We start from the raw sequence: 25436 nt of genomic DNA, 5'->3' as shown, positions 1-25436 counted from the left end.
CCGACCTCGGTCGCGCTGGGTGGACCGCTACGGATCTCCCCAGCGCGACCGGTTCGAGGATCAGCGCTCGATGTAGAAGAGTCGCTTGTTGAGGAACTCCTCGATGCCCAGCGGGCCGAGCTCACGACCGAAGCCGGAGCGCTTGGTGCCGCCGAAGGGCAGGTCCGCACCCTCGCCCGCGGGGGTGTTCACGTTCGCCATGCCGACCTCGAGCCGCTCGGCGACCTTCGCCGCACGCTCCTCGTCGCGGCTGAACACCGCGCCACCGAGGCCGAAGTCGACCACGTTGGCCAGGTCGACCGCCTCCTCGTCGCTGGTGACCTTGTAGACCACCGCGACCGGACCGAACAGCTCCTCGGTGTAGGCCCGCATCTCGGGCGTCACCCCGGTCAGCACGGCGGGCGAGAAGAAGGCACCGTCGCCGAGCTCACCGCCGATGTGCAGGGTCGCCCCCTTGTCGACCGCGTCCTGGAGCTGGGCACGCAGGTTCTCCGCGGCCTTGCGCGAGACCATCGGGCTGTAGGCGGTGTCGCCGTCGTCCGGGCCGGTGCGCGGCGTCATCGCGGAGGCACGTTCGACCAGGGCCGAGACGAAGTCGTCGTACACCTCGTCCATCACGATCATCCGCTTGTTGGAGTTGCAGGCCTGGCCGGTGTTCTCCATCCGGGTCTCCCAGGCGACCTCGGCGGCGCCGGCCACGTCGTCGCTGTCCAAGACGATGTACGGATCGGAGCCACCGAGCTCGAGGACGACCTTCTTCAGGTTGCGTCCGGCGTTCTCGGCCACTGCCGTGCCGGCCCGCTCGGAGCCGGTCAGCGAGACCGCGCGCACCCGCTTGTCGGCGATCATGGAGGCGATCTGCTCGTGGGTGGCGTACAGGTTGATGTAGACGCCCTCCGGCACACCCGCATCGGCCATGATCTGGGCGATGGCACGCGCCGAGCGTGGACAGTTCTCGGCGTGCTTGAGGATGATGGTGTTGCCGGCCACCAGGTTCGGGGCGGCGAACCTGGCCACCTGATAGTAGGGGTAGTTCCACGGCATCACGCCGACGACCGTGCCGATCGGCAGTCGCTGCACCCGGGCCTTGCCCTCGTGGCCGGGCAGGTCGGTGTCGGCCAGGAGCGCGGGCCCGTTGTCGGCGTAGTAGCCGAAGATCTCGCCGCTGAACTCGGCCTCGCCGACGCCGGAGCTGAGTCGCTTGCCCATCTCCAGCAGGATGATCTCGCCGAGCTCACCGGAGCGCTCGATGAACAGCTCGCCGACCCGCTTGGTGATGGCGGCGCGCTCCTCGATGGGACGCTCGCGCCACTGCGCGAAGGCCTTCTGTGAGTCGGCCAGCGCCTGCTCCACCTCCGCGTCGGTGGCGAAGTCGAACGTCTCGACGACCTCGCCGGTGGCTGGGTTGGTGATCTGGTACGTCGGCGTGGTGGTCTGTGTGCTCATGGCTCCCTCGCTCTGCTGCCTGTGCTGAAGCGGCCGTCCTCATTGACGGCCCCAGGCCAACTCTGCCCTGCCGGACAACCGGGCTGCCAGGGGGTCGAGCCCCGAGGCGTGGCCGTGGCTATCCTGGCAGCCCGGCGACTGGCGCGGGTCAGCCCGTCGGGGCAGGCTGCTCCTCCCCGGCCTCGTCCTGGGGATCGGCGTCGGGCATGCGCGCGCCGCGGATCGCCGGCCTGCCGAGCGCCAGCGACATCACGGCGGCCATCGCGGCACCGAACACGACGAAAGGGGTCGCCATCGAGACCCCGGCGAGCCCACCGAAGCCGACGTTGGCCACCGGCATGAACACGTCGTCGCCCAGCGACTGGATGGCGGACATCCGACCGAGATAGGCCTGGTCGACGACGGTCTGGAAGAGCGCGTTGAGGGAGACCGAGGATGCGCCGACCAGCAGGCCGATCAGCACACACACGCCGAAGAGGAACGCTCGGCCCCCGTATCCCAGGGCCATGATCGCCAGCCCCTGCGCGACCATCGGGCCGAAGCCCCACAGGCCGATCCGCCGCGGCTTGATCCGGACCATCACCAGGGACCCGAGGATCGCGCCGACACCGAAGAGCGCCTCGGAGAAGCCCACCGCATGGGCACCCCAGTCTTGGTGCGAGGCACGGAGACCGATGCCGAGGTCCAGGGCGGGGTCGACGGCGAGGTTGAGGCCCATCAGGCTGAGCACCACCGTTCGCGTGGCCGGTGACTCGGCGAGATGACGGAAGCCCGCGACGATGCCCTGCCAGGCCGACCCGCCGGTGCTGCGGCTCAGCGGATAGCGTGGCCGCACCACGGCGAGAAGGCCGGCCATCGCCAGAAAGCTCACCGCGTCGACGGCGGCACCGACACCCGCGTCCCAGGTGGCGACGAGGATGCCGCCGAGCGCCGCCCCGATCATCGCCCCGGTGCGCTGCACGCCCAAGGACACACCGGAGTACTCCGCCAGCTCCTCCGGTGCGACGAGCTGGCGCGGCACGGTCGACAACGCCGGGTTGGCGAGTGCGTCGGCGATGCCGAAGAGCACCGCACCGAGGACGAGCACCGGCACCGTCAGCCCGCTGGTCCACGCGACGACGGCCAGCACCCCCAGCACGGTCGCGCAGGCGAGGTTCGTGATCCGCAGGAGCCGCAACGAGTCGACCCGGTCCGCCACCACCCCGCCGTAGAGCAGGACGAGCGCGCGTGGGATCGTTCCGGCCGCGAGGACGGCGCCCGCGGTGGCCGGCGAGGCCAGGTGGACAGCAGTCCAGATCAGGGCAACGGTCCAGGCGGCGTCACCGGCACGCGAGAACGCCGCGCACGCGATGAAACCCTGGACCTGCCGGTCGCGACCGAACGCCGACGCGTTCACGACCTGAACCCCCCGAGGACGGCCATGGCGGAACGGTAGGTGCCCTCAGGCCAACCGGCAACCCGTTCTCCACAATTGAGGTGATCCCGGCGACGATTCCGACCCGAGGCAGGGTGATCCCGAGAGACGGCTCAGGTGAGAAGCGTGGCCAGCCTCTTCTTCCGGCCGTTCTCACGGACGATCCAGGCGACGTCGGGATCGCCGGTGTCCAGCCTCCGGAACAGCCGTAGTCCGTCCTCGGGCGCTGCGGCCACCGCAACACTCCAGGAATAGCCGAGCGCTTGCCGAAGCGTGCGTGCATCCGGCTGCCTGCGACGGTCGGCGGACAGCGATCGAAGCCTCCTCGTGGCGAGGTCGCAGACCTGCAGCGCGACCGCAGCGGCCCCCGGGTCCTTGAGCAATCGAGGCTCGCAGATGGCGGCGAGCGCCGCGCGTTGAACCAGGGGATGGGGATCACCGACCCAATCGAGCACGATCCTGGTCAGCGCCGCCCGCGAGCGATCTCCGAGGAGCTGCAGCCCGGTGGCCACCCCCTCGCGCACCCGCCAACGCCCGTCGACGGCGAGAGCACGCGAACGGGACTCGCAGGACGCCTCGTCGGCCCGGCTCGCCAACGCGGTCGCAGCACAGAGCATCTGATACTCGCCCCATCGGCGACGAGAGCGCTGATGCTCGGCTGGTCCGCGCGAGCAGCGACGGCGGCCGCGAGGGCAAGATTCGCCCGCGGGCCGGGCAGCCCCGAACGCTCCTCGAGATAGCCGGGCCAGTCGGCCGGTGCCAGGTCCGACAGGTCGGCGTACTCCCTCCTCCGCCCGGCCATGAGCCCGATCGTAGACGTCGTGGCGCGGCGGTCGGGTCGTCATACGTTGATGCGGAGCTCCATCGAGTTCCGGGTACGGAGCAACCTCGGTCAGCGCGACGCACACGCGCCACCGCGAGCTCCTCACACCTGGCGATTCCTGTTCCACAACTGATGCGTCAGCCCACTGGACGCACTGATCGACTCAACGCTGAACCGCTCTTCCAGGCCGACGAGATCATCCCAGACCCGAACACCGGAGCCGAGCACGATCGGAACGATCACCAGGTGCAGGAAGTCGATGAGATCGGCCTGCAAGAACTCGCGCACCGTCGACGGGCCACCGCCGATCCGGACATCCAACCCGCCGGCCGCCTCCCGGGCTAGACGAAGCGCCTCCTCCGGCGGCGCATCCACGAAGTGGAAGCGCGTGCCGTTGGCGAACTCCAGCGTGTCGTGGGGGTAGTGGGTCAGGATGAACACCGGCGTACGGAAGGGTGGCGCGTCTCCCCACCAGCCCTGCCACCCGTCGTCGGGCCAGTCGTCCGCCTGCGGTCCGAACTTACGGCGACCCATGATCTCGGCCCCGACACCCTGGCCCCACATGCTGAACATGGCGCGGTCCACGGTCACCGGCTCATCGACTCCGTGAACACCGTGGATGACGCGTCCGTCGAACTTGCCGAAGAGCGCCTCGGCTCCGCCAATCGGCCTCTCGAGCGTCACGTGGTCACCGGCGGCGTACCCATCCGAGGAGACGAAGAGATTGTGGACTCGAGTACGGGACATGACGACTCCGAAGGCATGTGGTTGCAAAATGAGAGCAGTCGAACCGTAACGTAGAGTGATCCTTATCTGCAACCACTTGGGAGGTCAGTTGGCGAGGGGAGAGCCGCGATCGGGGTGCGCCATCAATGCGGCGGTGGAGGTGCTGGGCGACGCGTGGAGCCTCATCGTGCTCCGCGACATCGTGTTCGGCGGTCGCCGACACTTCCGTGAACTCCTGGCCGGCAACGATGAGGGCATCGCCTCGAACGTCCTCGCCTCCCGCCTGCGGAATCTGGTCGACAACGAGCTGCTCACTCGGGACGGCGCGACGCGGGGCCAGCGGGCAACGTACTCACTGACCGAGGCGGGTATTCAGACCGTCCCCGTGATGGTGGCGCTGGGGACCTGGGGCATGCATCACCGCCCTACGTCGCACGCCTTGACCGTCCGAGCCCGCATCCTGGCCGAGTCTCCGGATCTCGTCGACGATCTCATCGACCAGCTCAGGGAGATCCACCTCGGCGTCCCCCGACCCCACCCCGAGCGCCCGCTCGCCTCCGCACGCCTCCAACAGGCGTTCGAGGCTGCCATGGAGGCAAGCGGGCCATGATCCTGGCGCCAGGGCCGACGCACCGACACCCGAGCGCCGCGACCGAACTCGACCACCTTCCCATGGCATGGGCCAGTGGCACCCCGGGTCAACCGCCATTGCGCGCGAAGACCACGGCACCCGGAAGCTCGTCATCAGGTCTCAAGACGAGCTCGGCCTCGATGACGAAGCCCGCATCTCGCAGCCAGGCGGAGACCTCGCGCGGCTCCCGTCGGTAGCTGTCCACGTTGATCGCCCGCCCCGTGTAGCCGCGGGACGTATGGGACTTGCCTCGTCCGGCATGGAAGCCGACCAACAATGGACCTCCAGGTCGCAGGACACGATGGAACTGCCCGAACACGCCGGGGATGGCTTGGTCAGGTACGTGGATCACCGACCAGAACGCCAGGAGTCCGGCTATCGAGTGTTCGTCCCAACCCAGGTCGGTCATCGTGCCGACCTCGAATCGCAGGTCAGGATATTCGCGCCGAGCGATGGCAATCATCTCGGCCGAGAGATCCACGCCGAACGCTTCCACCTCGAGGCCTCGGAGGTGCCGAGTCACGTAACCCGGGCCACAGCCGACGTCGGCGACGAGTCCGCCTCCGGCATCTCGCACCAACTCGGCGAACAGGGCCAGGCTCGCGCGAAGGTACGGATTGCCGTCCAGCAGGCCTCGTACCTTCTCGACATGGCCGGCGGCGTCGGCGTCGTACGACGTCCGCGTGTCCGACAGCCAGTCCTCAGACATCGGTCGAACCCACCACACCGGCAGCAGATCGAGTCCTCCGATCGACGCGGGCAAGCCACTCCATGGTCAAGGCACGCCGAGTGTCCGGCTGCTCAGAAGGCAGCACGTGACCGGCGCCGGCAATCACGGCGACCGAAGCGGACGGATGGATGGCTGGCCGCGAGACCGAGAGCGGCCGCGTCGCCGGCCGTCGAGTCGAACCGCCCCGGCACGATCGCCGTAGGGCCCTGACGACTGGAGTTGGCAGACACGGGTTGCCACCGAACGCCTTGCGGACTATCTGCGGACAGCTACGCCAGGACCTTGGCGGGCAGAACGGTGCGCCCGTGCTGCTCCACCCGCTGCCGGCTGAGCTGACGGAAGAACCCGCACGGCCCGTCGCTCTGGATCATCGTCGTGCCCCTCTCAATCCAACTCGGTCACGAAGTGGTCGTTGCCTACCAGAGTGTAGGCGGCACGAAGGACCCCGTCAGCGAGATCCTGGCGCTGGCCGCGGTGACCTGCACCGAGCCGACCGCGCTACTCGGGCGGCCTCGAAGCGCTCCCTGCCAAGCGGCCTGCCTGCATTCTCCGCGGCGAGGCGGCGGATCTGACCGAGGATGTGTTCTTTGCTCGGACGCTCCACGTCAGGATCTTAGAAACCGGAGCCGAACCCGCGGCGATGCAGGCGTCACGCCAGCCGTCGTAGCGCGCGAACGTCACGACCTTCCGAAGCGGAATTCCACCACGTCGCCATTCACTCTGGGCCGCCAGCGATCAGCGTGACCCGCACGCCGACGGCTTCATAGGTGGATCGGGCGCGCGCATCCCGCGTCGCGAGCACGAGATCGTGTTGGTGAGCGGCCAATGCGACCAGGCCGTCGTACGTCGCCCCGCCCGAGATGCCAAGACGAGCGAGGTCCCGATGGGTCCCGGAGGCCGCGTCGGGCGGAAGCGCGAGGTTCCCCACGAAGTTCTCGTCGATCAGCACCACGGCATCCGAGGGACTCACGCGTGCATCGCCAGGCAGACGAGTCAGCACGGAGTAGGTCTCGGCAAGGGCATGCCCACTGAGGAGGAGGGAACGTTCCGTCGCCCACCGCCTGACCGCCTCGTGCGCCTCATGCGATGCGACGAGCAGCGGTACGGCCACGCTCGTGTCGACGGCACAACGCGACTCGTCGGTCAACGTCGTCCCGAATCGATCAGCGCGAACATCTGGTCGTCCGTGACGACGGTCTCAGCACGAGAGACCAGTCGACCACCAGCATCCCGCTCCAGTCGGGCGGTTCGACCGCCCGGCGTGATCTGCACACCGCTGCCGTAAGGCGAGACATCCACCTTCGAACCCGGGACGAGCCCCAACGAGTCACGAATGCTCTTGGGCAACAGAAGCCGCCCTCCGGAATCGATCGTGGCCTCCATGGGATTATCCTACCACTCGAGTCCCATCCGCGGAGTCGGGGGCACCTGTTCCTTCCGAGCACGTGCTGCTGTATCGCCGAGGTTCGCGCGCGGTCAACGACTCGTGGGGAGGAATCGGCGGTCACATCGAGCCGGATGAGGCAGCCGATCCAACGAAGGCAGTTCTCCGAGAGATGCAAGAAGAGGTCGGGCGCGTGCCCGCACGTAGGGCTGTCTGGATCAGCGCGCGTTTGTCGTGCCGGGGGCAATCACATCGAGCCCGGCGGACCGGGCCGCCTCACCGAGCCTGCGATCGTAGGTGAGGATGGCATCGGCATCTATCCGCATGGCGGCCTCCAGATGCAGGGCGTCGAGGGTTCGCAGGTACGGCATGGGTAGGAATCCGGCGCCACGGTAGACGGCTCGGTCGAGGGCCGCGAGGGCGACTCCGTCGAGTACACGGGTCACGTCGGCTTGGTCGAGACTCTCGCGGACGGCGATACGGCGCAACTCGATCTCGAGCAGATCGCTTGAGACAAGCGTGGCCGTTGCCTGATCGAGCCAGTCCACCAGGGCAAGGCTCTCGGGCCGGTCGATCAGCAGCGCACCGAGAGCAGAGGTATCGACGTAGACGACCGAGCTCGAGGTCACAGTCGGTCCTCGCGCAAGTCGTCGAGAGTCTCAGCAAGGCTCCGCGTGGCGGCCTTCCGCTCAATGGCGAGTGCCGCCCATCCGCCCTCACGCCTCGCCGGACGAGCAATGGTCAGCGCAGGCGCGGGTGCGTCGATCGGCACGATCCGACCCACCGGTACGCCGCTGTTGGTCAGAACGAAGGACCGACCTTCGCTCACCTCGCGGAGGACCCGACCGGACTCGTTGCGCAACTCGCGCTGCGACAGACTCTCGGTCCGGGGCTCGTTGATGCCCATACCACCAAACGTAGTACGCGCGCTACGGCCAGACGGCGTCATTGGCCCACCCCCAGACCGAGCGAAAAATGCCCGTACGCCGCCCCCAAGAGTCGAGCAACGAATCACCCAGAGTTCGAACCGGAGCTCAGCTACACGTTAAACCTGAATTCCACGACGTCCCCGTCGGCCATCACGTAGTCCTTGCCCTCCATCCGGACCTTGCCGGCCTCGCGCGCCTTGAGCATCGAGCCCGCCTCCACCAGATCCTCGAAGGAGACGATCTCGGCCTTGATGAAACCCTTCTGGAAGTCGGTGTGGATCACACCGGCCGCCTCGGGCGCGGTGGCGCCCTTGGGGATGGTCCAGGCGCGGGACTCCTTGGGGCCGGCGGTCAGGTAGGTCTGCAGCCCGAGGGTGTCGAACCCGACCCGGGCCAGCACCTCCAGCCCTGGCTCGGCGATGCCCGCCTCGGCGAGGAACTCGGTCGCCTCGTCCTCGTCGAGCTCGATCAGCTCGGACTCGAACTTGGCATCCAGGAAGATCGCCTCGGCCGGAGCCACCAGCTCGCGCATCCTCGCCTTGAGCTCCTCGTCGCCGAGCTCGTCGGAGTCGCAGTTGAAGACGTAGATGAACGGCTTGGCGGTCAGCAGCGACAGCTCGCGCAGCAGCGCGCGGTCGATGTCGGTGGCGATGATCGGCGTACCGGCCTCCAGGGCATCCTTGGCCGCCCTGGCCGCCTCCAGGTTCGCGGCCAGCTCCTTGACCTTGCGGGACTCCTTCTCCAGCCGAAGGATCGCCCTGTCCACCGTCTCCAGGTCGGCCAGGATCAGCTCGGTGGAGATGGTGGAGATGTCGTTGCCCGGGTTGACCTCGCCGTCGACATGGGTGACGTCCTCGTCCCGGAAGACCCGGGTCACCTGACAGATGGCCGACGACTCCCGGATGTGCGCGAGGAACTTGTTGCCCAGCCCCTCGCCCTCACTGGCGCCGCGCACGATCCCGGCAATGTCGACGAACTCCACGGTGGCCGGCAGGATCCGCTCCGAGCCGAAGATCTCGGCCAGCGTGGCCAGCCGCGGATCGGGCACCCCGACCACGCCGACGTTGGGCTCGATGGTGGCGAACGGGTAGTTCGCCGCGAGTACGTCGTTCCTGGTCAGTGCGTTGAAGAGGGTCGACTTGCCCGCGTTGGGAAGTCCCACGATGCCGATGGTGAGCGCCACGAGGGACGATCCTAGGTGCGTACGCCGCCCCGGCCGAAACCCTCACCGGCGGCGCTGCTCACCCGGCCGGCCAGATCACCGACCCGTCCTTGCGCACCACCGAGGCGGCGTAGGAGTTGTCGAAGCCCGCCACCGCGTCCGCGTCGGAGGCCGAGGAGTCGGCGTAGGTGCGCATGATCCCCGCCAGCGCTCGGACGTTGCCGAGGTCGACGCTCCCCCACCGCCCCGGCACCGGGTTGTCGACGCCGACCTTGACCTCGGTCTGCCACACCTTGGTCTCGTGTGTCCGATCGAAGCTCTGCTCGCCCTCGTAGTCGCCGACGAAGCCGACGCACTGCGCGACGTGCGCCTTCTGGGCGCAGTACCGGTAGGCGCGGAAGGCAGCCCGCAGGAAGTCCTGCACCACGCTGGGGTGCGCCGAGGCGAAGTCCGGGCTGGTGGCCAGGGTGACGATGGAGCCGGGCACGCCGAAGTCGGCCGGCTGCCACACCTTGACCGGGTAGTCATCGGCCTCGAGCTGCAGCGGCTCGTTCGAGGCGAACCCGGTCAGCGCGTCCACCTGACCGCGGGCGAGCACCGAGGGGTCATAGCCCACCTTGACCAGCTTCAAGCTCGACCAGTCGACGGCCTCCTTGATCATCATCGCCTGCACCGAGACCGGGACCGACCCCTTCTCCCCCAGCGTCGCTCCGTCGAGCTGGGTCAGGTCGCTGATGTCCTTGCCGGTCATCAGCACGTCGAGCCCGGCATCGGCGTACGAGGCGAGCCCGAGTACCGGGGTGTCGGTGGCGTTGGCGTCGATCACGTCCTGCTCGGCCAGGCCGGTGAACTGCACCTTCCCGGCGGCGAGCAGCTTGGCGTTCTGCGGGGTGTCACCGGAGCCCGGCTTGATCGCGACATCGAGGCACAGGTCGTCGAAGTAGCCGAGCTCCTTGGCTGCCAGCACCTCCAGGATCGAGGCCGAGGCCTGGTAGCTGTAGCTGGTCAGATAGGTCAGCGCGCCGGCCTTCTCGTTCTCGGCGCAGCGCTTCGTCGAGACGGCCGAGCCGTGGGTGCCGGCCGACTCCTGGCTCGAGGAGGAGCCGCAGCCGGCGAGCACGGTCAGCAGCAGGACGGCGGCGGCAGCGCGCAGGGGTCGAAGAAGCGTCATCGCAGGTTCCTTGGACGAGTCGGTCACCTGGCGCGGCCGGAGTCGTGCCAGGTCAGGACACGCCGCTCGACGACCGTGACGAGCAGCAGCAGGAGGGCACCCATGACGGCGAGAACTCCGATCGCCGCCCACACCAACGGGAGGTTGTTGCGAGACGAGGCTACCTGGATCGTCGTACCCAGGCCGTCGGCATACCCGGCCGCGGACAGCTCGGCGACCACCGCGCCGATCACCGAGAGCGGGAAGACGATCTGCAGGGCCGCGAAGACATACGGCAGGGCGTTCGGGACCCGCAGATGGCGCAACAGCTCCCAGCGCGAGGCGTGCATGGTCCGGTAGACCTGCAGCATCGGCTCCGGCACGGCGCGCAGCCCGGTGGCGACGTTGATCAGGATCGGGAAGAAGCAGATCAGCGCGACCAACACCAGCTTGGGCATGATCCCGAAGCCGAAGGCGACCACCAGCACGGGCGCGATCGCCACCAGCGGGGTGACGCTGAGCACCACCGCCACCGGCATGATCGCCCGGCGGGCCAGCGGCAGCTCGCTGACCACCACCGCCAGCAGGAAGGCCGCCCCGAAACCGATGCCCAGTCCGGCCACCGCCTCGCGCAGGGTGACGAGCGCGTTGCGCAGGAAGAACCCGGGATCCTGGCGCAGTTCGGTGCCGACCTCGCGCAGCGGCGGCAGCAGATAGGGCCACCGCCGGGCGCCGAAGTGCCAGCCGACGCCGAGCACGACCAGCATCACCACCAGGGGCAGCCAGTACGCCGGCCGGAGCCACCGCCACCTGCTCACCGGACCTCCTGGCCGGCGCGGAAGGCGTCGGCGAGGAGCTCGCGCAGTCGCAGCTCGAGCTCGTGGAACCTGGCCGAGGCGATCAGCTCCGGTGTACGCGGCCGGGGCAGGTCGACCTCGACGATGTCGGTGATCCGGCCGGGCTTGGGCGCCATCACCACCACTCGATCGGCCATCCGGACGGCCTCGCTGATCGAATGGGTGACGAAGAGCGCGGTCGCGCCGAGCTCGTCCCACAACCGCAGCAGTTCGAGCTGGAGCGACTCCCGGGTGAACTCGTCCAACGCCGAGAACGGCTCGTCGAGCAGCAGGACGTCGGGACGCAGGCCGAGCGCCCGCACGATCGCGGTCCGCTGCCGCATGCCGCCGGAGATCTCGGCCGGGCGCTTGTGCATCGCCTCGCCCAACCCCGCGCGCACGAGCAGCCTCTCCATCTCGGCGCGCCGGGTGTCGGGTGCCCCGCGGGTGTTGGCGCGCCGGTTGATCTTCCCCGGAAGCGTCACGTTGCCGAGCACGCTCAACCAGGGCAGCAGCGCCGGGGTCTGCGGGACGAAGCCGAGCATCTTCGCCTCCGCCGCCTGCTGCGGCGTACGCCCGCCGAGCCTGATGCTGCCGGCATCGGGCCGCTCCAGGCCCGCCACCAACCGCAACAGCGTGGACTTCCCGCAGCCGCTGGGACCGATGATGCTGACGAACTCGCCCGCACCGACCCGCAGATCGACGTCGGCCAGCGCGACCAGTCCGTCGCGGAGCCTGGGCTGACCGGGCTCGGCGTAGACCCGCCGTACGCCGCTGACCTCGATGGCACATGCGGCGGCGGTCTCGGTCATGGGGGCAAGTCTGCCTGTCGGTGGCCACCACTAGGCTGCGTGGGGTGCGCATCGCAACGTGGAACGTGAACTCCATCCGCTCCCGGATCGATCGGGTCGAGTCCTTCCTGACTCGGCACGAAGTCGACGTGCTGGCGGTCCAGGAGACCAAGGCCAAGGTCGACCAGCTGCCGACAATGGGCCTGCAGGCGCTCGGCTACGAGGTGGCAGCCGCCGGGGTGAACCAGTGGAACGGAGTCGCCGTCATCTCCCGGGTGGGGATCGAAGACGTCCAGGTCGGCTTCGACGGCATGCCCGGCTGGGGCGAGCCGGCCGAGTCCGAGGCGCGCGCGGTGGGTGCGGTCTGCGGCGGGCTGAGGATCTGGTCGCTCTATGTCCCGAACGGCCGCAAGCCCGACGATCCGCACTACGCCTACAAGCTGGACTGGCTGGCCGCGCTCAAGGAGGCGGCCCGGGCCTGGCAGGACGAGCCGAGCGCACTGGTCGGCGACTGGAACGTCTGCCCGTACGACGAGGACTGCTTCGACCCCAGCCAGTTCAAGAACTCCACCCACCTCACGCCCGCGGAGCGAGCGGCCTTCTTCGCCATCGAGGCGGACTTCCGTGACGTGGTGCGGCCCTATGCGCCCGGTCCCGAGGTCTACACCTACTGGGACTACTTCCGTCAGCGCTTCGAGCGCAACCGGGGCCTGAGGATCGACTTCGTGCTCGGCTCACCGTCCTTCGCCGAGCGGGTGACGGGGGCGTTCATCGACCGTGAGGAGCGGGCCGGCAAGGGCGCCTCGGACCACGCACCGGTGGTCGTCGACCTGGACTAGACCCATCAGAGATCCCGATCGGAGTCGCGGACGGGTGGGAGTGCCGACGTAGCCTGCACAGAGGAACCGAGCGAAGGAGACGGCATGGCACGGGCAGCTCAGTACGACCAGTACGGCGGACCGGAGGTCCTTCACGTCGCCGAGGTCCCGACGGCCTCGGCGGGGCCGGGCGACGTGGTCGTGCAGGTGCACGCGGCGGGGCTGAACCCCTTCGACGCCAAGGTCCGCAGCGGGTCGATCCCCACCGACGCCCCGTTCCCGCGCCGGATCGCCTCGGATGTCGCGGGCACCGTGACGGCCCTCGGCCCGGGCGCGACCTACTGGGACGGCTCGGCGGTGCAGGTCGGTGATGAGGTCCTCGGCCGCGCCGCCGGTGCCGCCGCGGACGAGGTCGTGGCACACGCGTCCGATCTCACCCGCCGCCCCTCCGGGCTGCCCGTGGAGGCGGCCGGTGGTCTGAACGTCGCCGGACTCACCGCGGTCTCGATCCTGCGAACCGCGCCGGTCGGTGCGGACGACACCGTGCTGGTCGGTGGCGCCGCCGGTGGCGTCGGCTTCGTGGCCGCACAGCTCGCCGTGGCCGCCGGGGCGACGGTGATCGGCACGGCCTCCGAGGCCAACCACGATCTGTTGCGTTCCGTCGGCGTCGTGCCGGTCGCCTACGGTGCCGGCCTGGCCGATCGGGTGCGCGCACTCGGTGCGGTGACCGTCGTCTATGACTGCCACGGGCGCGACGCGCTGGACGCCGGTGTCGAACTGAGCGTCCCGGCCGATCGGATGGTCGCCATCGCGGCCTACGACGCGGTGGACGAGCTCGGCGTGGGCAACGCCGAGCGGGAGGCGCGTACCGCCGAGAACCTCGCCGGCCTGGCCGAGGAGATCGCCGCCGGGCGCCTGCGGTTCCCGGTGGCTCGCACGTTCCCACTCGACCAGATCGTCGCCGCGTTCGAGGCGGTCGAGTCGTCCCACGCCCCGGGCAAGATCGTCGTCATTCCCTGATCCGCTCCGCCCGGGAGCGGTGGAACCCGGTCAGACGCGGTCGCCGCGACGTGAGGTCCGGACCGCCTCCGGCGCGAGCCGCAGACCGAGGCTAGGGTGCTCGGATGACGGACCTGGTGGTGCTCACCCAGCCCGACGCCGGCTCGGCCGGCGACGAGTTCGACGAGGCGCTGGAGATCCTGCGCCGCAGCGCGTCCGTACGGGTCGAGCAGACCTCCTCGCCCGACGAGCTCGACGAGGTCCTCGATCGGTGCGACGAGCCCACCCTGGTCATCGCCGGCGGCGACGGCACCGTCCACGCCACCCTCGCCGCCCTGCACCGCCGCGGAGAGCTCGACCGCCGGCGCATCGGCCTGTTGCCGATGGGGACCGGGAACGACTTCGTGCGCGGCAACCGGATCCCGCTGGACGTCGTCGAGGCCGCCCGGGTCGTCCTGGCCGGACGGGAGCGGCCGACCGATCTCGTCGTGGACGCCGACGACGGCATCGTGGTCAACAGCGTCCATCTCGGTCTGGGCGCGGAGGCCGCCCGCCGCGGCGAGCGCTGGAAGGAGCGATTCGGCCGGATCGGCTATCCGATCGGCGCGGTGCGCAGCGCCGTCCGCCCACCGTCCCTTCGGCTGCGCGTAGAGGCCGACGCACGGCTGCTGCACGACGGCCCCGGCGTACGCCAGCTCGTCGTCGGCAACGCCGACCAGGTCGGTGGCGGCACCGAACTGGCCCCCGACGCGCGTCCGGACGATGGCCGGTTCGACGTGGTGCTCTCCACCCCGCGCGGCCTCCGCGGACTGACCGGCTACCTCACCGACCTCGTCCGGGGCCGGCATCCGAGCAGGGACGACGTGCTCTCCCTGCGGGCGAGGGAGGTCACGGTCAGCGGCGAGGAGTTCTGGTGCAGCGCCGACGGCGAGGTCAGCGGACCCGTCCGCGCGGCCGAGTGGCGGATCCGGCCGGCGGCGTACCGACTGATCGTGCCCTGACCTACGCCGCCGACCGTACGGCGCTCCCACCGTCCGGAGCCGATGCCTCTCGCGGTCATCGAACCCATCGAGCAGGTCGCGGGTCCGGACTCAGTTCGGCTCTACGGCGAGACGCGCGGCCAGGCCGGCGAATCCGGCGGCGAAGAGCCTGCGCAGCCGGCGCATCAGCGTCGCGCTGCCGAGCACCCGCTCACGCAGCACGCCGGCGACCGCGGCGTACCCGGCGAAGACGACGAAGGTCATGGCCATGAAGACGCCGCTGAGGACGAGCATGTGCGGCAGTGCGTTCGCCGATCCCGCAGGAACGAACTGCGGCAGGAAGGCGAAGAAGAACACCGTCAGCTTCGGGTTGAGGAGATTGACGGTGATCCCGGTGGCCAGCACCCGAGCCACCGAGCGCGGGGCCGCCGCCGGCTCGAGCCGAAGCGTTCCCGTGTCGCGCCAGGTCCCCCAGGCCAGGTAGAGGAGGTAGGCGACGCCGGCGTACTTGAGGGCGGTGAAGGCCACCCCGCTCGCTTGGAGCAGCGCAGCGAGGCCGGTGATGGCGGCGAGGAGGTGCGGCACGATGCCGAGCGTGCAGGCGAACGCCGCCAGGACGCCGGCCCGGGTGCCCCTGCCCAGCGCCGCAGCCAGCGTGTAGATCGTCCCTGCCCCGGGGAGGAGCACCACGATGAGCGAGGTCATCAGGAAGGTCGGTCCCATGGCGCGAGGGTGCCATGCGGTGGACGCGACCGACAAGGCTCATCGCGGTGCCGATGAGCCGTCTCCAGCGGCGAGTCGGTGGCTATCCCCATCCCATTCGGTGGCTATCCCCATCCATACTGTCGGTGCCGGCTGCGAGGGTGAGCACATGCTCACTGTCGGCGTCTTGCTCGGTCTGCTCATCGGCCTCGTGCTGGGTGCGCTCCTCGGCGCGCTGTGGTGGCGTGCCCGGACCGTCGATGCCGCGACCGCGGGGCTCGTCGACCAGGCCGAGGTCATGCTCGGCCTGGATCGGCTCAGCGACCAGATGCAGCATCTGGAGGCGGCCCGTGCTCGCTGGCAGGGTCAGTTCGACACCCAGGTCGACCAGCTGCGCACCGAGACCCGGTCGCTCTCGACGGCGCTGCGCAAGCCCCAGGTCCGCGGCCGATGGGGCGAGTTGCATCTGCGGCGTGCGGTCGAGTTGGCCGGCCTGGTCGACCGGTGCGACTTCACCGAGCAGATGCAGCTGCGCGACGGCGAGCAGCGACCCGACCTGGTGGTCCACCTGGTCGGCGGACGGCAGATCGTGGTCGACGCCAAGGTGCCGCTGGACGCGCATCTGGACGCCGAGGCCAGCACCGACGAGGCCGAGCGGGCGGCCCTGGTGGTTCGCCATGCTCGCCAGCTGCGCGGCCACGTGGACCAGCTCGGCTCCAAGGCCTACTGGCGCGCGCTGAGCGAGAGCCCCGAGTTCGTGGTGCTCTTCGTGCCGGCGGAGTCGGTGCTGGCGGCGGCGCTGGACGGTGACCCCGGCCTGATCGAGTATGCGGCGGCGCGGCGGGTCGTGCTGGCCACGCCGACCACCCTGATCGCGCTGCTGCGCACCATCGCGCACGGCTGGTCACACGAGGCGCTCGCCGAGCGCGCCGGCGAGATCCACCAGCTCGGACGGGACCTGCATCAGCGGCTGCTCACCTTCTCCGGCCACCTCGATGCCCTCGGGCGGTCGCTGAACGCCACCGTGACCCGGTTCAACCAGTCGCTGGGGTCGCTGGAGCATCGAGTGCTGGTCCCGGCGCGGCGGCTGGCCGAGCTGGGGGTCAGCGAGGACGAGCTCGGCTCACCCCGACCGGTCACGCTTCGTGCGGTCGATCGGCGCGTCGCCGACAGTGGCCCGGAGGCTGGCTCTACGGTGAGCGTGGAACTTGAGGACTGTGAGTCGACATGAGCCATGCACGCACGGTGTGGGAGGAAGGGCACGAACCCGGTCGCCGGGTGGTCGTGCTCGGTGTCGCGCTCACCCTCAGCCTGGCCTGCATCGACCTGTTCATCGGTGACCGGGTCGGTGTCGTCTTCGACCTGGGCTTCGTCGTGGTCTGCGTGCTGTTGGCCCTGCTCGTCGACGCCATCGACTTCTTCGTCGTCGGCGTGCTCCCGCCACTGCTGATGGTGGCGCTCTTCATCCTGTTGGCCATCACCCAGCCCGCCACGATCGCGCTGCCGGACGACGGCGTGGTGCAGGCGGTGGTCAGCGGCCTGGGGCATCACAGCATCAGCCTGTTCGTCGGCTACGGGCTCTGCCTGGGCTGCCTGGCGATGCGCCGTCATGTCCTGGCCGGGCGAGCCGCTGCCGAGCGCGCTGCCGCGGCTCCGGCGTACTCCAGGACCGAGCCCGACGACGCTCTGTCGGTCTGAGGGGCGCCCACGCCGCGGACGCTCCGCCGAGCGGCGCTCGGCGGGTCAGGAGAGGAAGCGGGCGGGGTCCCCCGCCCCCTCCCGCGCCACCACCGGATCGCCCTCGGACCAGTCGATGACGGTGGTCGGCTCGGCGGGGGTCTCCCCCGCCTCGATCACGATGTCGACCTGATGGTCGAGCTCCTCCTTGACGTTCCAGCCGAGCGTCTGCGGCTCGGAGTCGCCGGGCAGGATCAGGGTCGAGCTCAGCAACGGCTCGCCCAGCTCGTCCAGCAGCGCCCGAACCACCGCGTGCTCCGGGATGCGCACGCCGACCGTGCGCTTCTTCGGGTGCAGCAGCCGTCGCGGCACCTCCGGGGTGGCGGGCAGGATGAACGTGTACGGGCCGGGCGTCGCGGCCCGGATCGCCCGGAACGCGCTGTTGTTCACGTGCACCAGCTGACCGAGCTGGCTGAAGTCCTTGCACACCAGGGTGAAGTGATGCCGCTCGTCAAGGCCCCGGATGGCGAGGATCCGGTCCCGGCCTGATCGATTCCCGACCCGGGAGCCGAGGGCGTAGCCGGAGTCGGTCGGATAGGCGATCAGCTGGTCCTCACCGAGCGCCTCAACGACCTGGCGGATCAGTCGGGGCTGCGGATTGACCGGGTGAACGTCGAGATAGCGAGCCATCCCATGCTCTCCTTGCGTCCTCAGGATCGGGCCGTGGCGGCCTTCAGGTCGCGCCGCAGCTCCTTGGGCAGGGCGAACATGAGCGACTCCTCCGCACTGCGCACGACCCGGGCATCGGGATAGCCACGCTCGGCGAGCTGGAGCAACACACCATCGACGAGGCGCTCCGGCACGCTCGCGCCGGAGGTCACCGCGACTCGGCGTACGCCATCGAACCACTCGTCCTGGATCTCGGAGGCGTCGTCGACCCGGTACGCCGTGCGGGCCCCCGCCTCCTTGGCCACCTCCACCAGCCGGACGGAGTTCGAGGAGTTGCCGGACCCGACCACCAGCACCAGGTCGACGCCGGCGGCGAGCTCCTTGACCGCGAGCTGTCGGTTCTGGGTGGCGTAGCAGATGTCGTCGCTGGGCGGGTCGATCAGCTCCGGGAACCGCTCCCGGATCGCCTCGACGGTGGCGAGCGTCTCGTCGACCGACAGCGTCGTCTGCGACAGCCAGGAGACCCGGGCCGGGTCGCGCACCACGATGCGGTCCACGTCCTCGGGGCTCTCGACGAGCTGGATCCGGCCCGGCGCCTCGCCCATCGTGCCCTCGACCTCCTCGTGACCGGCGTGCCCGATCAGCAGGATGTCGAAGTCCTCGCGGGCGAAGCGGCGCGCCTCCTGGTGCACCTTGGTGACCAGCGGACAGGTGGCGTCGATCGCCTTGAGCCGACGCTGCTCCGCCTCCTGGTGCACCGTCGGCGCGACCCCATGCGCGGAGAACACGACGGTGGATCCCTCCGGCACCTCGGTCAGTTCGTCGACGAAGATGGCGCCGCGGTCGCGCAGGTCGTCGACCACATGCTTGTTGTGCACGATCTCCTTGCGCACGTAGACCGGCGGCCCGTACAGCTCCAGCGCCTGCTCGACCGTGATCACCGCACGATCCACCCCGGCGCAATAGCCACGCGGAGAGGCGAGCAGGACCGCCTTCTCGGTCTCGGAGAGAACGCGTGGCGTGCCCAGGTCGGTGCTCATGTGGCCAGTCTACGGATCGAGCGTGGTCCGTGTGGGGCGCACCGATGAGACGGGCGGTGCCCCGCGCGTCGGAACCAACGGCTGCGCAGCAGCGTAGCGTTCAACGGGTCGGCAGCCCCCGAGGTCCGAGCGTCGCTCGGCGCGTGCGGCCGCAAGGCGACCGAGCGAGGCCGCGTGGCGAGCTTGCTCGATCACGTGTGCCGAGCGAGAGAGCAACCGCGCGAAGCGCGGTCGGCGCGGGCGCGAAGGCGACCTTGAGAGCGAAGCGGTCCTCGAGCGCCCGCAACGCAGCCGACACTCCCCAGGTCCGAGCGTCGCCCGGCGCGTGCGGCCGCAAGGCGCGGGCGCGAAGGCGACCTTGAGAGCGAAGCGGTCCTCGAGCGCCCGCAACGCAGCGGACGCTCCGCCGAGCGGCGCTCGGGGTCGCTAGGGTCGAGGCCATGGCCTTACTCACCTCGCCGGACGCGCCCGCCCCGGTGCGGCAGATCGCCAGCGCGGTGGCCGGCTGGATCGACCGGCTCGGCGCGGTCTGGGTCGAGGGACAGGTCGCCCAGATCAATCGGCGGCAGGGCATGGCGACGGTCTTCTTGACGCTGCGCGACTCGGTGGCCGACATCTCGGTCACGGTGACCTGCAACCGCGCCGTGGTCGACTCGCTCAACCCGCCGCTGGTCGAGGGTGCCAGCGTGCTGGTGCACGCCAAGCCGTCGTACTACGCCAACCGCGGCACCTTCTCGCTGCAGGCCCGCGAGCTGCGGATGGTCGGCCTCGGCGAGCTGCTGGCCCGACTGGAGCGACGGCGGCAGCTGCTCGCCGCCGAGGGCCTGTTCGCCGCCGAGCTCAAGCGCCGGCTGCCGTTCCTGCCCAGCGCGGTCGGTCTGGTCACGGCGCCCGGATCCGCGGCGGAGCGTGACGTCACCGAGAACGCCCGGCGCCGCTGGCCCGCCGTCACCCTCACCACGGCGTACGCCGCCATGCAGGGGCCACGCAGCGCCGGCGAGGTCGTCGAGGCGCTGCAGCGCCTCGACCGCGACCCGGCGGTGGCCGTGATCGTGATCGCGCGGGGCGGCGGGTCGGTGGAGGACCTGCTGCCGTTCTCCGACGAGCACCTGATCCGGGCGGTGCACGCCGCCACCACTCCGGTCGTCTCCGCGATCGGCCACGAGCCGGACAGCCCGCTGCTGGATCTGGTGGCCGACGTCCGGGCCTCCACGCCTACCGATGCCGCCAAGCTGGTCGTGCCGGACATGGCCGAGGAGCTGCGCGGCCTCGCCACCGTCCGGGAGCGAGCCCGGGCCGCGCTTCGCGGCTACCTGACCCAGCAACAGGCCGGGCTCGACGCACTGCGCAGCCGGCCCGCACTGGCCGACCCGCGGTCGCTGATCGTCGAGCGCAGCGAGCAGGTGGCTGGCCTGCGCGACCGCGCCCGACGGTCCATCGCCCACCTGCTCGACCGGGCCGCCGACGACATCGGACACCACCGTGCCCGGGCCCGCGCGCTCTCGCCGTACGCGACGTTGCGGCGCGGCTACGCGGTGCTGCAGGACGCCGACGGCCACGTGCTGACCACGACGCACGAGGTCAGCCCGGGCGCCCGGGTCAGCGTCCGGGTCGCCGATGGCAGGATCCACGCGGACGTCGAGCAGGTTGAGCAGATCGAGACGATCGAGGAGGCGTGAGGATGAGCGACCAGGGGCCTTCCCAGGAGCTCGGTTACGAGCAGGCCCGCGAGGATCTGATCGAGGTGGTCCGCCGCCTGGAGACCGGCGGCACCACCCTGGAGGAGTCACTGGCCCTGTGGGAGCGCGGCGAGCGGCTGGCCACGCTGTGTCAGAGCTGGCTGGACGGCGCCCGCCGCCGGCTGGACGCGGCGATCGACCCAGACCCCGACCCCGACCCCGACGATGCGGGCCCAGACACAGATCCGGAGGCTCAGCCGGAGGCCGACGCGGACGGCTGAGCGGACCGGCCGGCATCGGCCAGCGGCTCGGTGGTGAGCAGCCCGAGGAACGTGCGCAGATCGGCCTCGCGGGGGCCCCACAGCAGCAGGGTGTCGCCCGCCACCGTGGTGGAGTATCCGTGGTCGCCGCCCCCGTCGGACCAGGTCGTCCAGGTCGAGCCGACCTCGGTGTCGATGGTCACGGTCCGGCCCTTGACCGGGTTGGCGTCGATGGTCCCGGTGGCGACGTTGCGCGCGCTGCCGTGGGCGAGCACCAGCCCGACGTACCCCGAGGAGCCGTCGGTGAAGTTCATCCCCCACGAGGGATGGGTGCCGGGTGAGTACGACGGCACCGTGTTGGCATACCAGCCCGATGGCAGGCTGCGCGGATAGACCGGGGTGAGCACCGTGCTGCCGTCGTCCTCGGACCGGGCCTGCTGTACGGCGAGCACGGCGCTGCGCCAGTCCTCGCCGGGACCGCTCACACCGGCCTCGCGGTTGGCCTGGTCACGGTTGGCGTCCCCCCACCAGTGCGTCACCAACACGATCGGCACCACCAGCGCCACCAGCACGATCATCGAGCCGATCAGTCCGCCGAAGGTCCTCGGATAGCGCCGGCTGCCCTGCTCGGGCTCCTGCCCGGCGGGCTCGCCGGGTCGGCCGGCAGCTCCGGCACCCTCGCCCTCCTGCCGATCGGTGGACTCGTCGGTGGGGTGGTTCACCCCCTCATGGTCCCATCCCGCCCCAGCCCGCCGGACATCGCGGGGCACGGCGCTCTCGGCGGTGTTGTCGGGTGGCGCCGTCGAACCGTCCCGTCCATGCTGTCGGAGCTGTCGGACAATGGCCCGGTGCCCCTCCCCTCGGCAGTGAGCGATGCCGTCACCCTGGCGATGCTGGCCCTGCTGCTCGTGGTCGCACATCGTCATCCGCGGCCGCGGACCGAGGCCGCCGCGGGTGTCCTCGCAGCGGCGGTCACGATCGCCGTCGGTGCGCTCGGCCCGCACCAGGCCTGGGACGCGGTGCGTCCGCTGCTGTCGGTGGTCGGCTTCCTGGCCATGATCGTCGTGGTCGCCGGCGTCTGCGGCCGCGCGGGGCTGTTCCACCTCGCCGCCCGAGCCATCGAGGCGCGCGCGACCGGGCGTCCGGGCGTCCTGTTCGGTGGCGTCTTCGCTCTCGCCGTGGTGGTGACCACCGTGCTCAGCCTGGACGCCACCGTGGTGCTGTTGACGCCGGTCGCGGTGCTCGCCGCCCGCCGGCTGCGGTTCTCGCCACGGCCCACCGCCTACGCCTGTCTTCGGCTGGCGAACTCCGGCTCGCTGCTGCTGCCGGTCTCGAACCTGACCAACCTGCTGGCGATGCCCTACCTGCACCTCAGCTTCACCGGCTTCGCCGCCCGGATGGCGCTGCCGCTGCTGGCCGTCCTGGTCGTCGAGTACGCCGGCCTGCGACTGCTCTTCGCCGCGGATCTGGTGCCGCCCGCCCCGCCGGCGGCCCGACGGCTCGTCGACACCGACCCGGCCGACCCGGCACTCGTCGACTCGACCGACCCGGCGCAGCCCTCGCCGGCGAAGCGGGTTCCACTGCTCGTCGTACTCGCCATGCTCGCGGCGTTCGCCGCCGGCTCTCCGCTCGGGATCGAGCCGTTCTGGCCCGCCGCGGCCGCCGCCGTCACCCTCGTCTGGTGGGGCCGGCGCCGCGGTCTGGTCACGGTGCGCGGCGAGGTGAGAGCCGCCCACCCCGGCTTCCTGCTGCTGGTGCTCGGGCTCGGCGTGGTGGTGGCGGGGCTGACCGACGGCTTCCTCGGCGATCTGGTCGGCCGGCTGCTGCCCGGCGGCACGGGGCTGTGGGACATGCTGGTGGTCGCGGCGTTGGCGAGCGTCGCGGCGACCGCGCTGACCAATCTCTCCGCGACCCTGTTGCTGCTGCCCGCCGTCGCCCCGCTCGGCACCGACGCCGTGCTGGCCGCGCTGGTAGGCCTCACGGTCGGCGCGGGGCTGACCTGGACCGGCTCGCTGGCGAACCTGCTGTGGCGGCGCACGCTGGTCGCCGGCGGCATCGAACCGAGCCAGCGTCAGTTCCATCGGGTCTCGCTCACCCTGACCCCGGTCGCGCTGTTTGCCGCAACTGCGGCGCTTTGGCTGACAACCTAGCCGCAGTTGCGGCATGATCCGCCGCATGGCGAGCTACCGGATCGCGGAGGCAGCCGACCTGCTCGGGGTCAGCGACGACACGTTGCGACGCTGGGTCGAGGCGGGTCGGATCTCCGCACTCAGCGAGGAGGGGCGGACGGTCGTCGCCGGTGCCGACCTGGCCCGCCTCGCGGCCGAGCTCGCCACCGCCCCCGATCCACAACGGGCACAGTCGGTCAGTGCTCGCAACCGGTTGCTCGGCCTGGTCACCAAGGTGACCAAGGACACCGTGATGGCGCAGGTCGAGCTGATCTGCGGTCCGTACCGGATCGTCTCGCTGATGAGCAGCGAGGCAGCCGATGACCTCGGGCTCGAGCCCGGGGTCACGGCGGTGGCCTCGATCAAGTCCACCAACGTCGTCGTAGAGCGACCGTGAAGGAGACAGAAGTGAAGACAGTGAAACAGATCAGGGTCGCTCGCACCGCCGCCGTGGTGGCCGCGCTGCTCGCCCTACCGCTCGCCGGCTGCGGCAGCAACGACGACTCCGGCGACTCCTCCTCGAGCGGCGGCAGCGCCAGCACGAGCAGCGCCACCGGGACGCTGACCGTGTTCGCCGCCGCCTCCCTGACCGACACCTTCACCGAACTGGGCAAGGAGTTCGAGGCCGCCCACAGCGGTGTCACCGTCAAGTTCAGCTTCGGCGGCTCCTCCGACCTGGTCGCGCAGATCCAGGCCGGCGCGCCCGCCGACGTGTTCGCCTCGGCCGACACCGACAACATGGACAAGCTCGGCGACGACGCGGTCGACCCGCAGAACTTCGCCACCAACGTGCTCGAGATCGCCACCCCGCCGGACAACCCCGCCGGGGTCACGGACTTCGCCGACCTCGGCAAGTCGAGCACCAAGGTCGTCATCTGCGCCGAGGAGGTGCCCTGCGGGTCGGCGACCAAGCAGATGGAGGACGCGACCGGGGTGACCATCGACCCGGTCAGCGAGGAGCAGTCGGTGACCGACGTACTCGGCAAGGTCGAGTCCGGTGAGGCCGACGCCGGCGTCGTCTACGTCACCGACGTCAAGGCCGCCGGCGACAAGGTCGAGGGCGTGGAGATCTCCCAGGCCGACAAGGTCGTCAACACCTACCCGATCGCCACCGTCGCCGACTCCGAGCAGAGCGAGCTGGGCTCCGAGTTCGTCGACCTCGTGCTCAGCGACGCCGGGCAGAAGGTGCTGCAGGACGCCGGCTTCGGCAAGCCGTGACCCCACCGCTGGGTCTGCCCCGCTGGCTGTGGCTCCCGGCCGCGGTCGGCGGGGCGTTCGTCCTGCTGCCGCTGGTCGCCATGATCAGCCGGGTGGAGTGGTCGAGCTTCGGCTCGCTGATCACCTCCTCCTCCGCCCTCGACGCGCTCTGGCTGAGCCTGCGTACGGCGACGGCCAGCACGTGTGTCTGCATCGTGCTCGGCACACCGATGGCGATGGTGCTCGCCCGGACGAACTTCCGCGGCCAGTCGGTGGTGCGCTCGCTGGTGCTGCTTCCGCTGGTGCTACCGCCGGTGGTCAGCGGCATCGCGCTGCTCTACACCTTCGGCCGGCGTGGCCTGCTCGGGCACACCCTCGACGTGCTCGGCATCGAGATCGCCTTCTCCACCACCGCGGTGGTGATGGCCCAGACCTTCGTCGCGCTGCCGTTCCTGGTGATCAGCCTCGAGGGTGCCCTACGCACCGCGGGCCAGCGCTACGACGTGGTCGCGGCGACCCTCGGCGCGCGCCCGACCACCATCTTCTACCGGGTCACCCTGCCGCTGGTGCTGCCCGGCCTGCTCTCCGGCGCGGTGCTCGCCTTCGCCCGCTGTCTGGGCGAGTTCGGCGCCACCATCACCTTCGCCGGCAGCCTGCAGGGCACCACCGCCACCCTGCCGATCCAGATCTACCTGCAGCGCGTCACCGACCCGGACGCCGCCGTCGCGCTCTCCCTGGTGCTGGTGGTGGTCGCGGTGGTCGTGATCGGCCTGGCCCGGCAGTCCCGGTCGGCGGTGTGAGAGTGCCGACCCCGCCCCCCGCCCGACTGCGCGCGCATGCGGTCGTCCCCGAGCGGCACGTCGACGTCGCCTTGGAGATCGCCGCCGGCGAGACGGTGGCACTGCTCGGCCCGAACGGCGCCGGGAAGTCCACCGTGCTCGGCGTGCTCGCCGGACTGCTGAGACCGGCGCAGAGCGAGGTGGTGCTCGGCGGGCGGTCGCTGGCCGGCGTACCTCCGCACGCGCGTGGGGTCGCGCTGCTGGCCCAGGAGGCGCTGCTGTTCCCGCATCTCAGCGCGCTGGACAACGTCGCCTTCGCCCCCCGCGCCGCAGGAGTACACCGGGCGGCGGCCCGCGCCGCGGCCCGACAGCGGCTCGACGCGCTCGGTGTCGGCGACCTCGCTCGCCGCCGCCCCGCCCAGCTCTCCGGCGGCCAGGCCCAGCGG

At 70.5% G+C, this 25436-nt stretch carries 31 protein-coding genes; 14 read left to right on the top strand and 17 right to left on the bottom strand.

The features are described from left to right. Positions 1-60: 60 nt before the first annotated feature. From QM638_RS17505 to QM638_RS17490, 4 genes are all read right to left on the bottom strand, one after another. Positions 61-1446: an NAD-dependent succinate-semialdehyde dehydrogenase gene (locus QM638_RS17505; RefSeq protein ID WP_415143974.1), complete on the bottom strand. Its 1386-nt coding sequence runs from the start codon at positions 1444-1446 to the stop codon at positions 61-63. Positions 1447-1594: 148 nt separating this feature from the next. Continuing rightward, on the bottom strand, positions 1595-2842 hold the full coding sequence (locus QM638_RS17500; RefSeq protein WP_415143972.1) for an MFS transporter: 1248 nt from the start codon (positions 2840-2842) through the stop codon (positions 1595-1597). A gap of 131 nt (positions 2843-2973) precedes the next feature. Beyond that, positions 2974-3477, bottom strand: a complete 504-nt coding sequence (locus QM638_RS17495) for a HEAT repeat domain-containing protein (protein WP_415143971.1) — start codon at positions 3475-3477, stop codon at positions 2974-2976. Positions 3478-3785: 308 nt separating this feature from the next. Beyond that, a complete protein-coding gene (locus tag QM638_RS17490; RefSeq protein ID WP_415144085.1) occupies positions 3786-4430 on the bottom strand; it encodes a dihydrofolate reductase family protein in 645 nt (214 codons plus the stop codon). A 133-nt stretch (positions 4431-4563) separates the two neighbouring features. On the opposite strand from QM638_RS17490, the gene QM638_RS17485 reads away from it, so the two are divergent. Further along, complete coding sequence (locus tag QM638_RS17485; RefSeq protein ID WP_415143969.1) at positions 4564-5019, top strand: winged helix-turn-helix transcriptional regulator; 456 nt, start codon at positions 4564-4566, stop codon at positions 5017-5019. 88 nt (positions 5020-5107) lie between these two features. Here the strand turns inward: QM638_RS17485 and QM638_RS17480 are convergent, their stop codons facing one another. From QM638_RS17480 to QM638_RS17470, 3 genes are all read right to left on the bottom strand, one after another. After that, a complete protein-coding gene (locus QM638_RS17480; RefSeq protein WP_415143967.1) occupies positions 5108-5803 on the bottom strand; it encodes a class I SAM-dependent methyltransferase in 696 nt (231 codons plus the stop codon). A gap of 682 nt (positions 5804-6485) precedes the next feature. Beyond that, positions 6486-6917, bottom strand: coding sequence for a type II toxin-antitoxin system VapC family toxin (locus QM638_RS17475; protein WP_415143965.1), 432 nt, complete (start codon positions 6915-6917; stop codon positions 6486-6488). Beyond that, positions 6914-7153 (bottom strand): AbrB/MazE/SpoVT family DNA-binding domain-containing protein, encoded by a 240-nt coding sequence (locus QM638_RS17470; RefSeq protein WP_415143963.1) that lies wholly within the window; start codon positions 7151-7153, stop codon positions 6914-6916. Before QM638_RS17470 ends, QM638_RS17475 begins: the two co-directional genes overlap by 4 nt. A 62-nt stretch (positions 7154-7215) precedes the next feature. Here QM638_RS17470 and QM638_RS17465 point away from each other — a divergent pair, with 62 nt between their 5' ends. Continuing rightward, positions 7216-7455: an NUDIX domain-containing protein gene (locus QM638_RS17465; protein ID WP_415143961.1), complete on the top strand. Its 240-nt coding sequence runs from the start codon at positions 7216-7218 to the stop codon at positions 7453-7455. Here the strand turns inward: QM638_RS17465 and QM638_RS17460 are convergent. From QM638_RS17460 to QM638_RS17435, 6 genes are all read right to left on the bottom strand, one after another. Then, the gene (locus QM638_RS17460; RefSeq protein ID WP_415143959.1) at positions 7373-7783 is read right to left on the bottom strand and encodes a type II toxin-antitoxin system VapC family toxin; all 411 of its coding nucleotides are present in this window, start codon (positions 7781-7783) and stop codon (positions 7373-7375) included. The two genes, QM638_RS17465 and QM638_RS17460, sit on opposite strands and share 83 nt — an antisense overlap. After that, a complete protein-coding gene (locus QM638_RS17455) occupies positions 7780-8061 on the bottom strand; it encodes a type II toxin-antitoxin system Phd/YefM family antitoxin (RefSeq protein WP_415143957.1) in 282 nt (93 codons plus the stop codon). Before QM638_RS17455 ends, QM638_RS17460 begins: the two co-directional genes overlap by 4 nt. Before the next feature lie 131 nt (positions 8062-8192). Continuing rightward, positions 8193-9266 carry a redox-regulated ATPase YchF gene (gene ychF / locus QM638_RS17450; RefSeq protein WP_415143955.1) on the bottom strand — a complete coding sequence of 358 codons (1074 nt, stop codon included), beginning with the start codon at positions 9264-9266 and terminating at the stop codon, positions 8193-8195. A gap of 58 nt (positions 9267-9324) precedes the next feature. Further along, positions 9325-10416, bottom strand: a complete 1092-nt coding sequence (locus tag QM638_RS17445) for an ABC transporter substrate-binding protein (RefSeq protein ID WP_415143953.1) — start codon at positions 10414-10416, stop codon at positions 9325-9327. Positions 10417-10439: 23 nt separating this feature from the next. Then, positions 10440-11213 carry an ABC transporter permease gene (locus QM638_RS17440; protein WP_415143951.1) on the bottom strand — a complete coding sequence of 258 codons (774 nt, stop codon included), beginning with the start codon at positions 11211-11213 and terminating at the stop codon, positions 10440-10442. Next, entirely contained in the window at positions 11210-12043 is an 834-nt protein-coding gene (locus tag QM638_RS17435; RefSeq protein ID WP_415143949.1) for an ABC transporter ATP-binding protein, read from the bottom strand. The genes QM638_RS17440 and QM638_RS17435 overlap by 4 nt, the downstream gene beginning before the upstream one ends. 44 nt (positions 12044-12087) lie before the next feature. Here QM638_RS17435 and QM638_RS17430 point away from each other — a divergent pair, with 44 nt between their 5' ends. The 3 genes from QM638_RS17430 (at position 12088) to QM638_RS17420 (ending at position 14840) form a co-directional block, all read left to right on the top strand. Then, positions 12088-12861 (top strand): exodeoxyribonuclease III, encoded by a 774-nt coding sequence (locus QM638_RS17430; protein WP_415143947.1) that lies wholly within the window; start codon positions 12088-12090, stop codon positions 12859-12861. A gap of 84 nt (positions 12862-12945) precedes the next feature. Further along, on the top strand, positions 12946-13860 hold the full coding sequence (locus QM638_RS17425; RefSeq protein WP_415143945.1) for an NADP-dependent oxidoreductase: 915 nt from the start codon (positions 12946-12948) through the stop codon (positions 13858-13860). Positions 13861-13964: 104 nt separating this feature from the next. Beyond that, positions 13965-14840 (top strand): diacylglycerol/lipid kinase family protein, encoded by an 876-nt coding sequence (locus QM638_RS17420; protein WP_415143943.1) that lies wholly within the window; start codon positions 13965-13967, stop codon positions 14838-14840. A gap of 90 nt (positions 14841-14930) precedes the next feature. On the opposite strand, the gene QM638_RS17415 is transcribed toward QM638_RS17420, so the two are convergent. Continuing rightward, positions 14931-15542 carry a LysE family translocator gene (locus tag QM638_RS17415; RefSeq protein ID WP_415143941.1) on the bottom strand — a complete coding sequence of 204 codons (612 nt, stop codon included), beginning with the start codon at positions 15540-15542 and terminating at the stop codon, positions 14931-14933. A gap of 148 nt (positions 15543-15690) precedes the next feature. Between QM638_RS17415 and QM638_RS17410 the strand changes: the two genes are divergently transcribed. Then, positions 15691-16752, top strand: coding sequence for a DNA recombination protein RmuC (locus QM638_RS17410; RefSeq protein ID WP_415143939.1), 1062 nt, complete (start codon positions 15691-15693; stop codon positions 16750-16752). Continuing rightward, positions 16749-17219: a DUF6542 domain-containing protein gene (locus tag QM638_RS17405; RefSeq protein ID WP_415143936.1), complete on the top strand. Its 471-nt coding sequence runs from the start codon at positions 16749-16751 to the stop codon at positions 17217-17219. Before QM638_RS17410 ends, QM638_RS17405 begins: the two co-directional genes overlap by 4 nt. A 45-nt stretch (positions 17220-17264) precedes the next feature. On the opposite strand, the gene QM638_RS17400 is transcribed toward QM638_RS17405, so the two are convergent. Both QM638_RS17400 and QM638_RS17395 read right to left on the bottom strand, forming a co-directional pair. Then, positions 17265-17888, bottom strand: coding sequence for an L-threonylcarbamoyladenylate synthase (locus tag QM638_RS17400; RefSeq protein WP_415143935.1), 624 nt, complete (start codon positions 17886-17888; stop codon positions 17265-17267). 20 nt (positions 17889-17908) lie between these two features. Next, positions 17909-18907 (bottom strand): 4-hydroxy-3-methylbut-2-enyl diphosphate reductase, encoded by a 999-nt coding sequence (locus QM638_RS17395; protein WP_415143933.1) that lies wholly within the window; start codon positions 18905-18907, stop codon positions 17909-17911. A gap of 440 nt (positions 18908-19347) precedes the next feature. Between QM638_RS17395 and xseA the strand changes: the two genes are divergently transcribed. Next, positions 19348-20586 carry an exodeoxyribonuclease VII large subunit gene (gene xseA / locus QM638_RS17390; protein WP_415143931.1) on the top strand — a complete coding sequence of 413 codons (1239 nt, stop codon included), beginning with the start codon at positions 19348-19350 and terminating at the stop codon, positions 20584-20586. 2 nt (positions 20587-20588) lie between these two features. Next, positions 20589-20867 carry an exodeoxyribonuclease VII small subunit gene (locus QM638_RS17385; RefSeq protein ID WP_415143929.1) on the top strand — a complete coding sequence of 93 codons (279 nt, stop codon included), beginning with the start codon at positions 20589-20591 and terminating at the stop codon, positions 20865-20867. Here QM638_RS17385 and QM638_RS17380 read toward each other — a convergent pair. After that, a complete protein-coding gene (locus QM638_RS17380; protein WP_415143927.1) occupies positions 20840-21568 on the bottom strand; it encodes a DUF4245 family protein in 729 nt (242 codons plus the stop codon). The two genes, QM638_RS17385 and QM638_RS17380, sit on opposite strands and share 28 nt — an antisense overlap. A 126-nt stretch (positions 21569-21694) precedes the next feature. Between QM638_RS17380 and QM638_RS17375 the strand changes: the two genes are divergently transcribed. The 5 genes from QM638_RS17375 to QM638_RS17355 form a co-directional block, all read left to right on the top strand. Continuing rightward, the gene (locus QM638_RS17375; protein WP_415143925.1) at positions 21695-22996 is read left to right on the top strand and encodes an SLC13 family permease; all 1302 of its coding nucleotides are present in this window, start codon (positions 21695-21697) and stop codon (positions 22994-22996) included. 25 nt (positions 22997-23021) lie between these two features. After that, positions 23022-23411, top strand: a complete 390-nt coding sequence (locus QM638_RS17370) for a TOBE domain-containing protein (protein ID WP_415143923.1) — start codon at positions 23022-23024, stop codon at positions 23409-23411. A gap of 11 nt (positions 23412-23422) precedes the next feature. Further along, on the top strand, positions 23423-24232 hold the full coding sequence (gene modA / locus QM638_RS17365) for a molybdate ABC transporter substrate-binding protein (RefSeq protein WP_415143921.1): 810 nt from the start codon (positions 23423-23425) through the stop codon (positions 24230-24232). Continuing rightward, on the top strand, positions 24229-25011 hold the full coding sequence (locus QM638_RS17360; protein ID WP_415143919.1) for an ABC transporter permease: 783 nt from the start codon (positions 24229-24231) through the stop codon (positions 25009-25011). The genes modA and QM638_RS17360 overlap by 4 nt, the downstream gene beginning before the upstream one ends. Positions 25012-25013: 2 nt before the next feature. Beyond that, on the top strand, positions 25014-25436 hold a 423-nt coding region (locus QM638_RS17355), incomplete at its 3' end, for an ATP-binding cassette domain-containing protein (protein ID WP_415143917.1).

Source organism: Nocardioides sp. (assembly GCF_047606145.1).
Taxonomy (GTDB): Bacteria; Actinomycetota; Actinomycetes; order Propionibacteriales; family Nocardioidaceae; genus Nocardioides.
This window is presented reverse-complemented; position numbering and strand designations above follow the sequence as displayed.

Excerpts from the sequence above, each read along its gene's own strand:
- QM638_RS17495 (WP_415143971.1), bottom strand. The coding sequence starts at position 3,477 with ATGCTCTGTGCTGCGACCGCGTTGGCGAGCCGGGCCGACGAGGCGTCC.
- QM638_RS17470 (WP_415143963.1), bottom strand. The coding sequence starts at position 7,153 with ATGGAGGCCACGATCGATTCCGGAGGGCGGCTTCTGTTGCCCAAGAGC.
- QM638_RS17400 (WP_415143935.1), bottom strand. The coding sequence starts at position 17,888 with ATGGCTCGCTATCTCGACGTTCACCCGGTCAATCCGCAGCCCCGACTG.
- QM638_RS17505 (WP_415143974.1), bottom strand. The coding sequence starts at position 1,446 with ATGAGCACACAGACCACCACGCCGACGTACCAGATCACCAACCCAGCC.
- QM638_RS17405 (WP_415143936.1), top strand. The coding sequence starts at position 16,749 with ATGAGCCATGCACGCACGGTGTGGGAGGAAGGGCACGAACCCGGTCGC.
- QM638_RS17395 (WP_415143933.1), bottom strand. The coding sequence starts at position 18,907 with ATGAGCACCGACCTGGGCACGCCACGCGTTCTCTCCGAGACCGAGAAG.
- QM638_RS17370 (WP_415143923.1), top strand. The coding sequence starts at position 23,022 with ATGGCGAGCTACCGGATCGCGGAGGCAGCCGACCTGCTCGGGGTCAGC.
- QM638_RS17420 (WP_415143943.1), top strand. The coding sequence starts at position 13,965 with ATGACGGACCTGGTGGTGCTCACCCAGCCCGACGCCGGCTCGGCCGGC.
- QM638_RS17425 (WP_415143945.1), top strand. The coding sequence starts at position 12,946 with ATGGCACGGGCAGCTCAGTACGACCAGTACGGCGGACCGGAGGTCCTT.
- QM638_RS17445 (WP_415143953.1), bottom strand. The coding sequence starts at position 10,416 with ATGACGCTTCTTCGACCCCTGCGCGCTGCCGCCGCCGTCCTGCTGCTG.
- QM638_RS17490 (WP_415144085.1), bottom strand. The coding sequence starts at position 4,430 with ATGTCCCGTACTCGAGTCCACAATCTCTTCGTCTCCTCGGATGGGTAC.
- QM638_RS17415 (WP_415143941.1), bottom strand. The coding sequence starts at position 15,542 with ATGGGACCGACCTTCCTGATGACCTCGCTCATCGTGGTGCTCCTCCCC.
- QM638_RS17410 (WP_415143939.1), top strand. The coding sequence starts at position 15,691 with ATGCTCACTGTCGGCGTCTTGCTCGGTCTGCTCATCGGCCTCGTGCTG.
- xseA (WP_415143931.1), top strand. The coding sequence starts at position 19,348 with ATGGCCTTACTCACCTCGCCGGACGCGCCCGCCCCGGTGCGGCAGATC.
- QM638_RS17385 (WP_415143929.1), top strand. The coding sequence starts at position 20,589 with ATGAGCGACCAGGGGCCTTCCCAGGAGCTCGGTTACGAGCAGGCCCGC.
- QM638_RS17455 (WP_415143957.1), bottom strand. The coding sequence starts at position 8,061 with ATGGGCATCAACGAGCCCCGGACCGAGAGTCTGTCGCAGCGCGAGTTG.
- QM638_RS17435 (WP_415143949.1), bottom strand. The coding sequence starts at position 12,043 with ATGACCGAGACCGCCGCCGCATGTGCCATCGAGGTCAGCGGCGTACGG.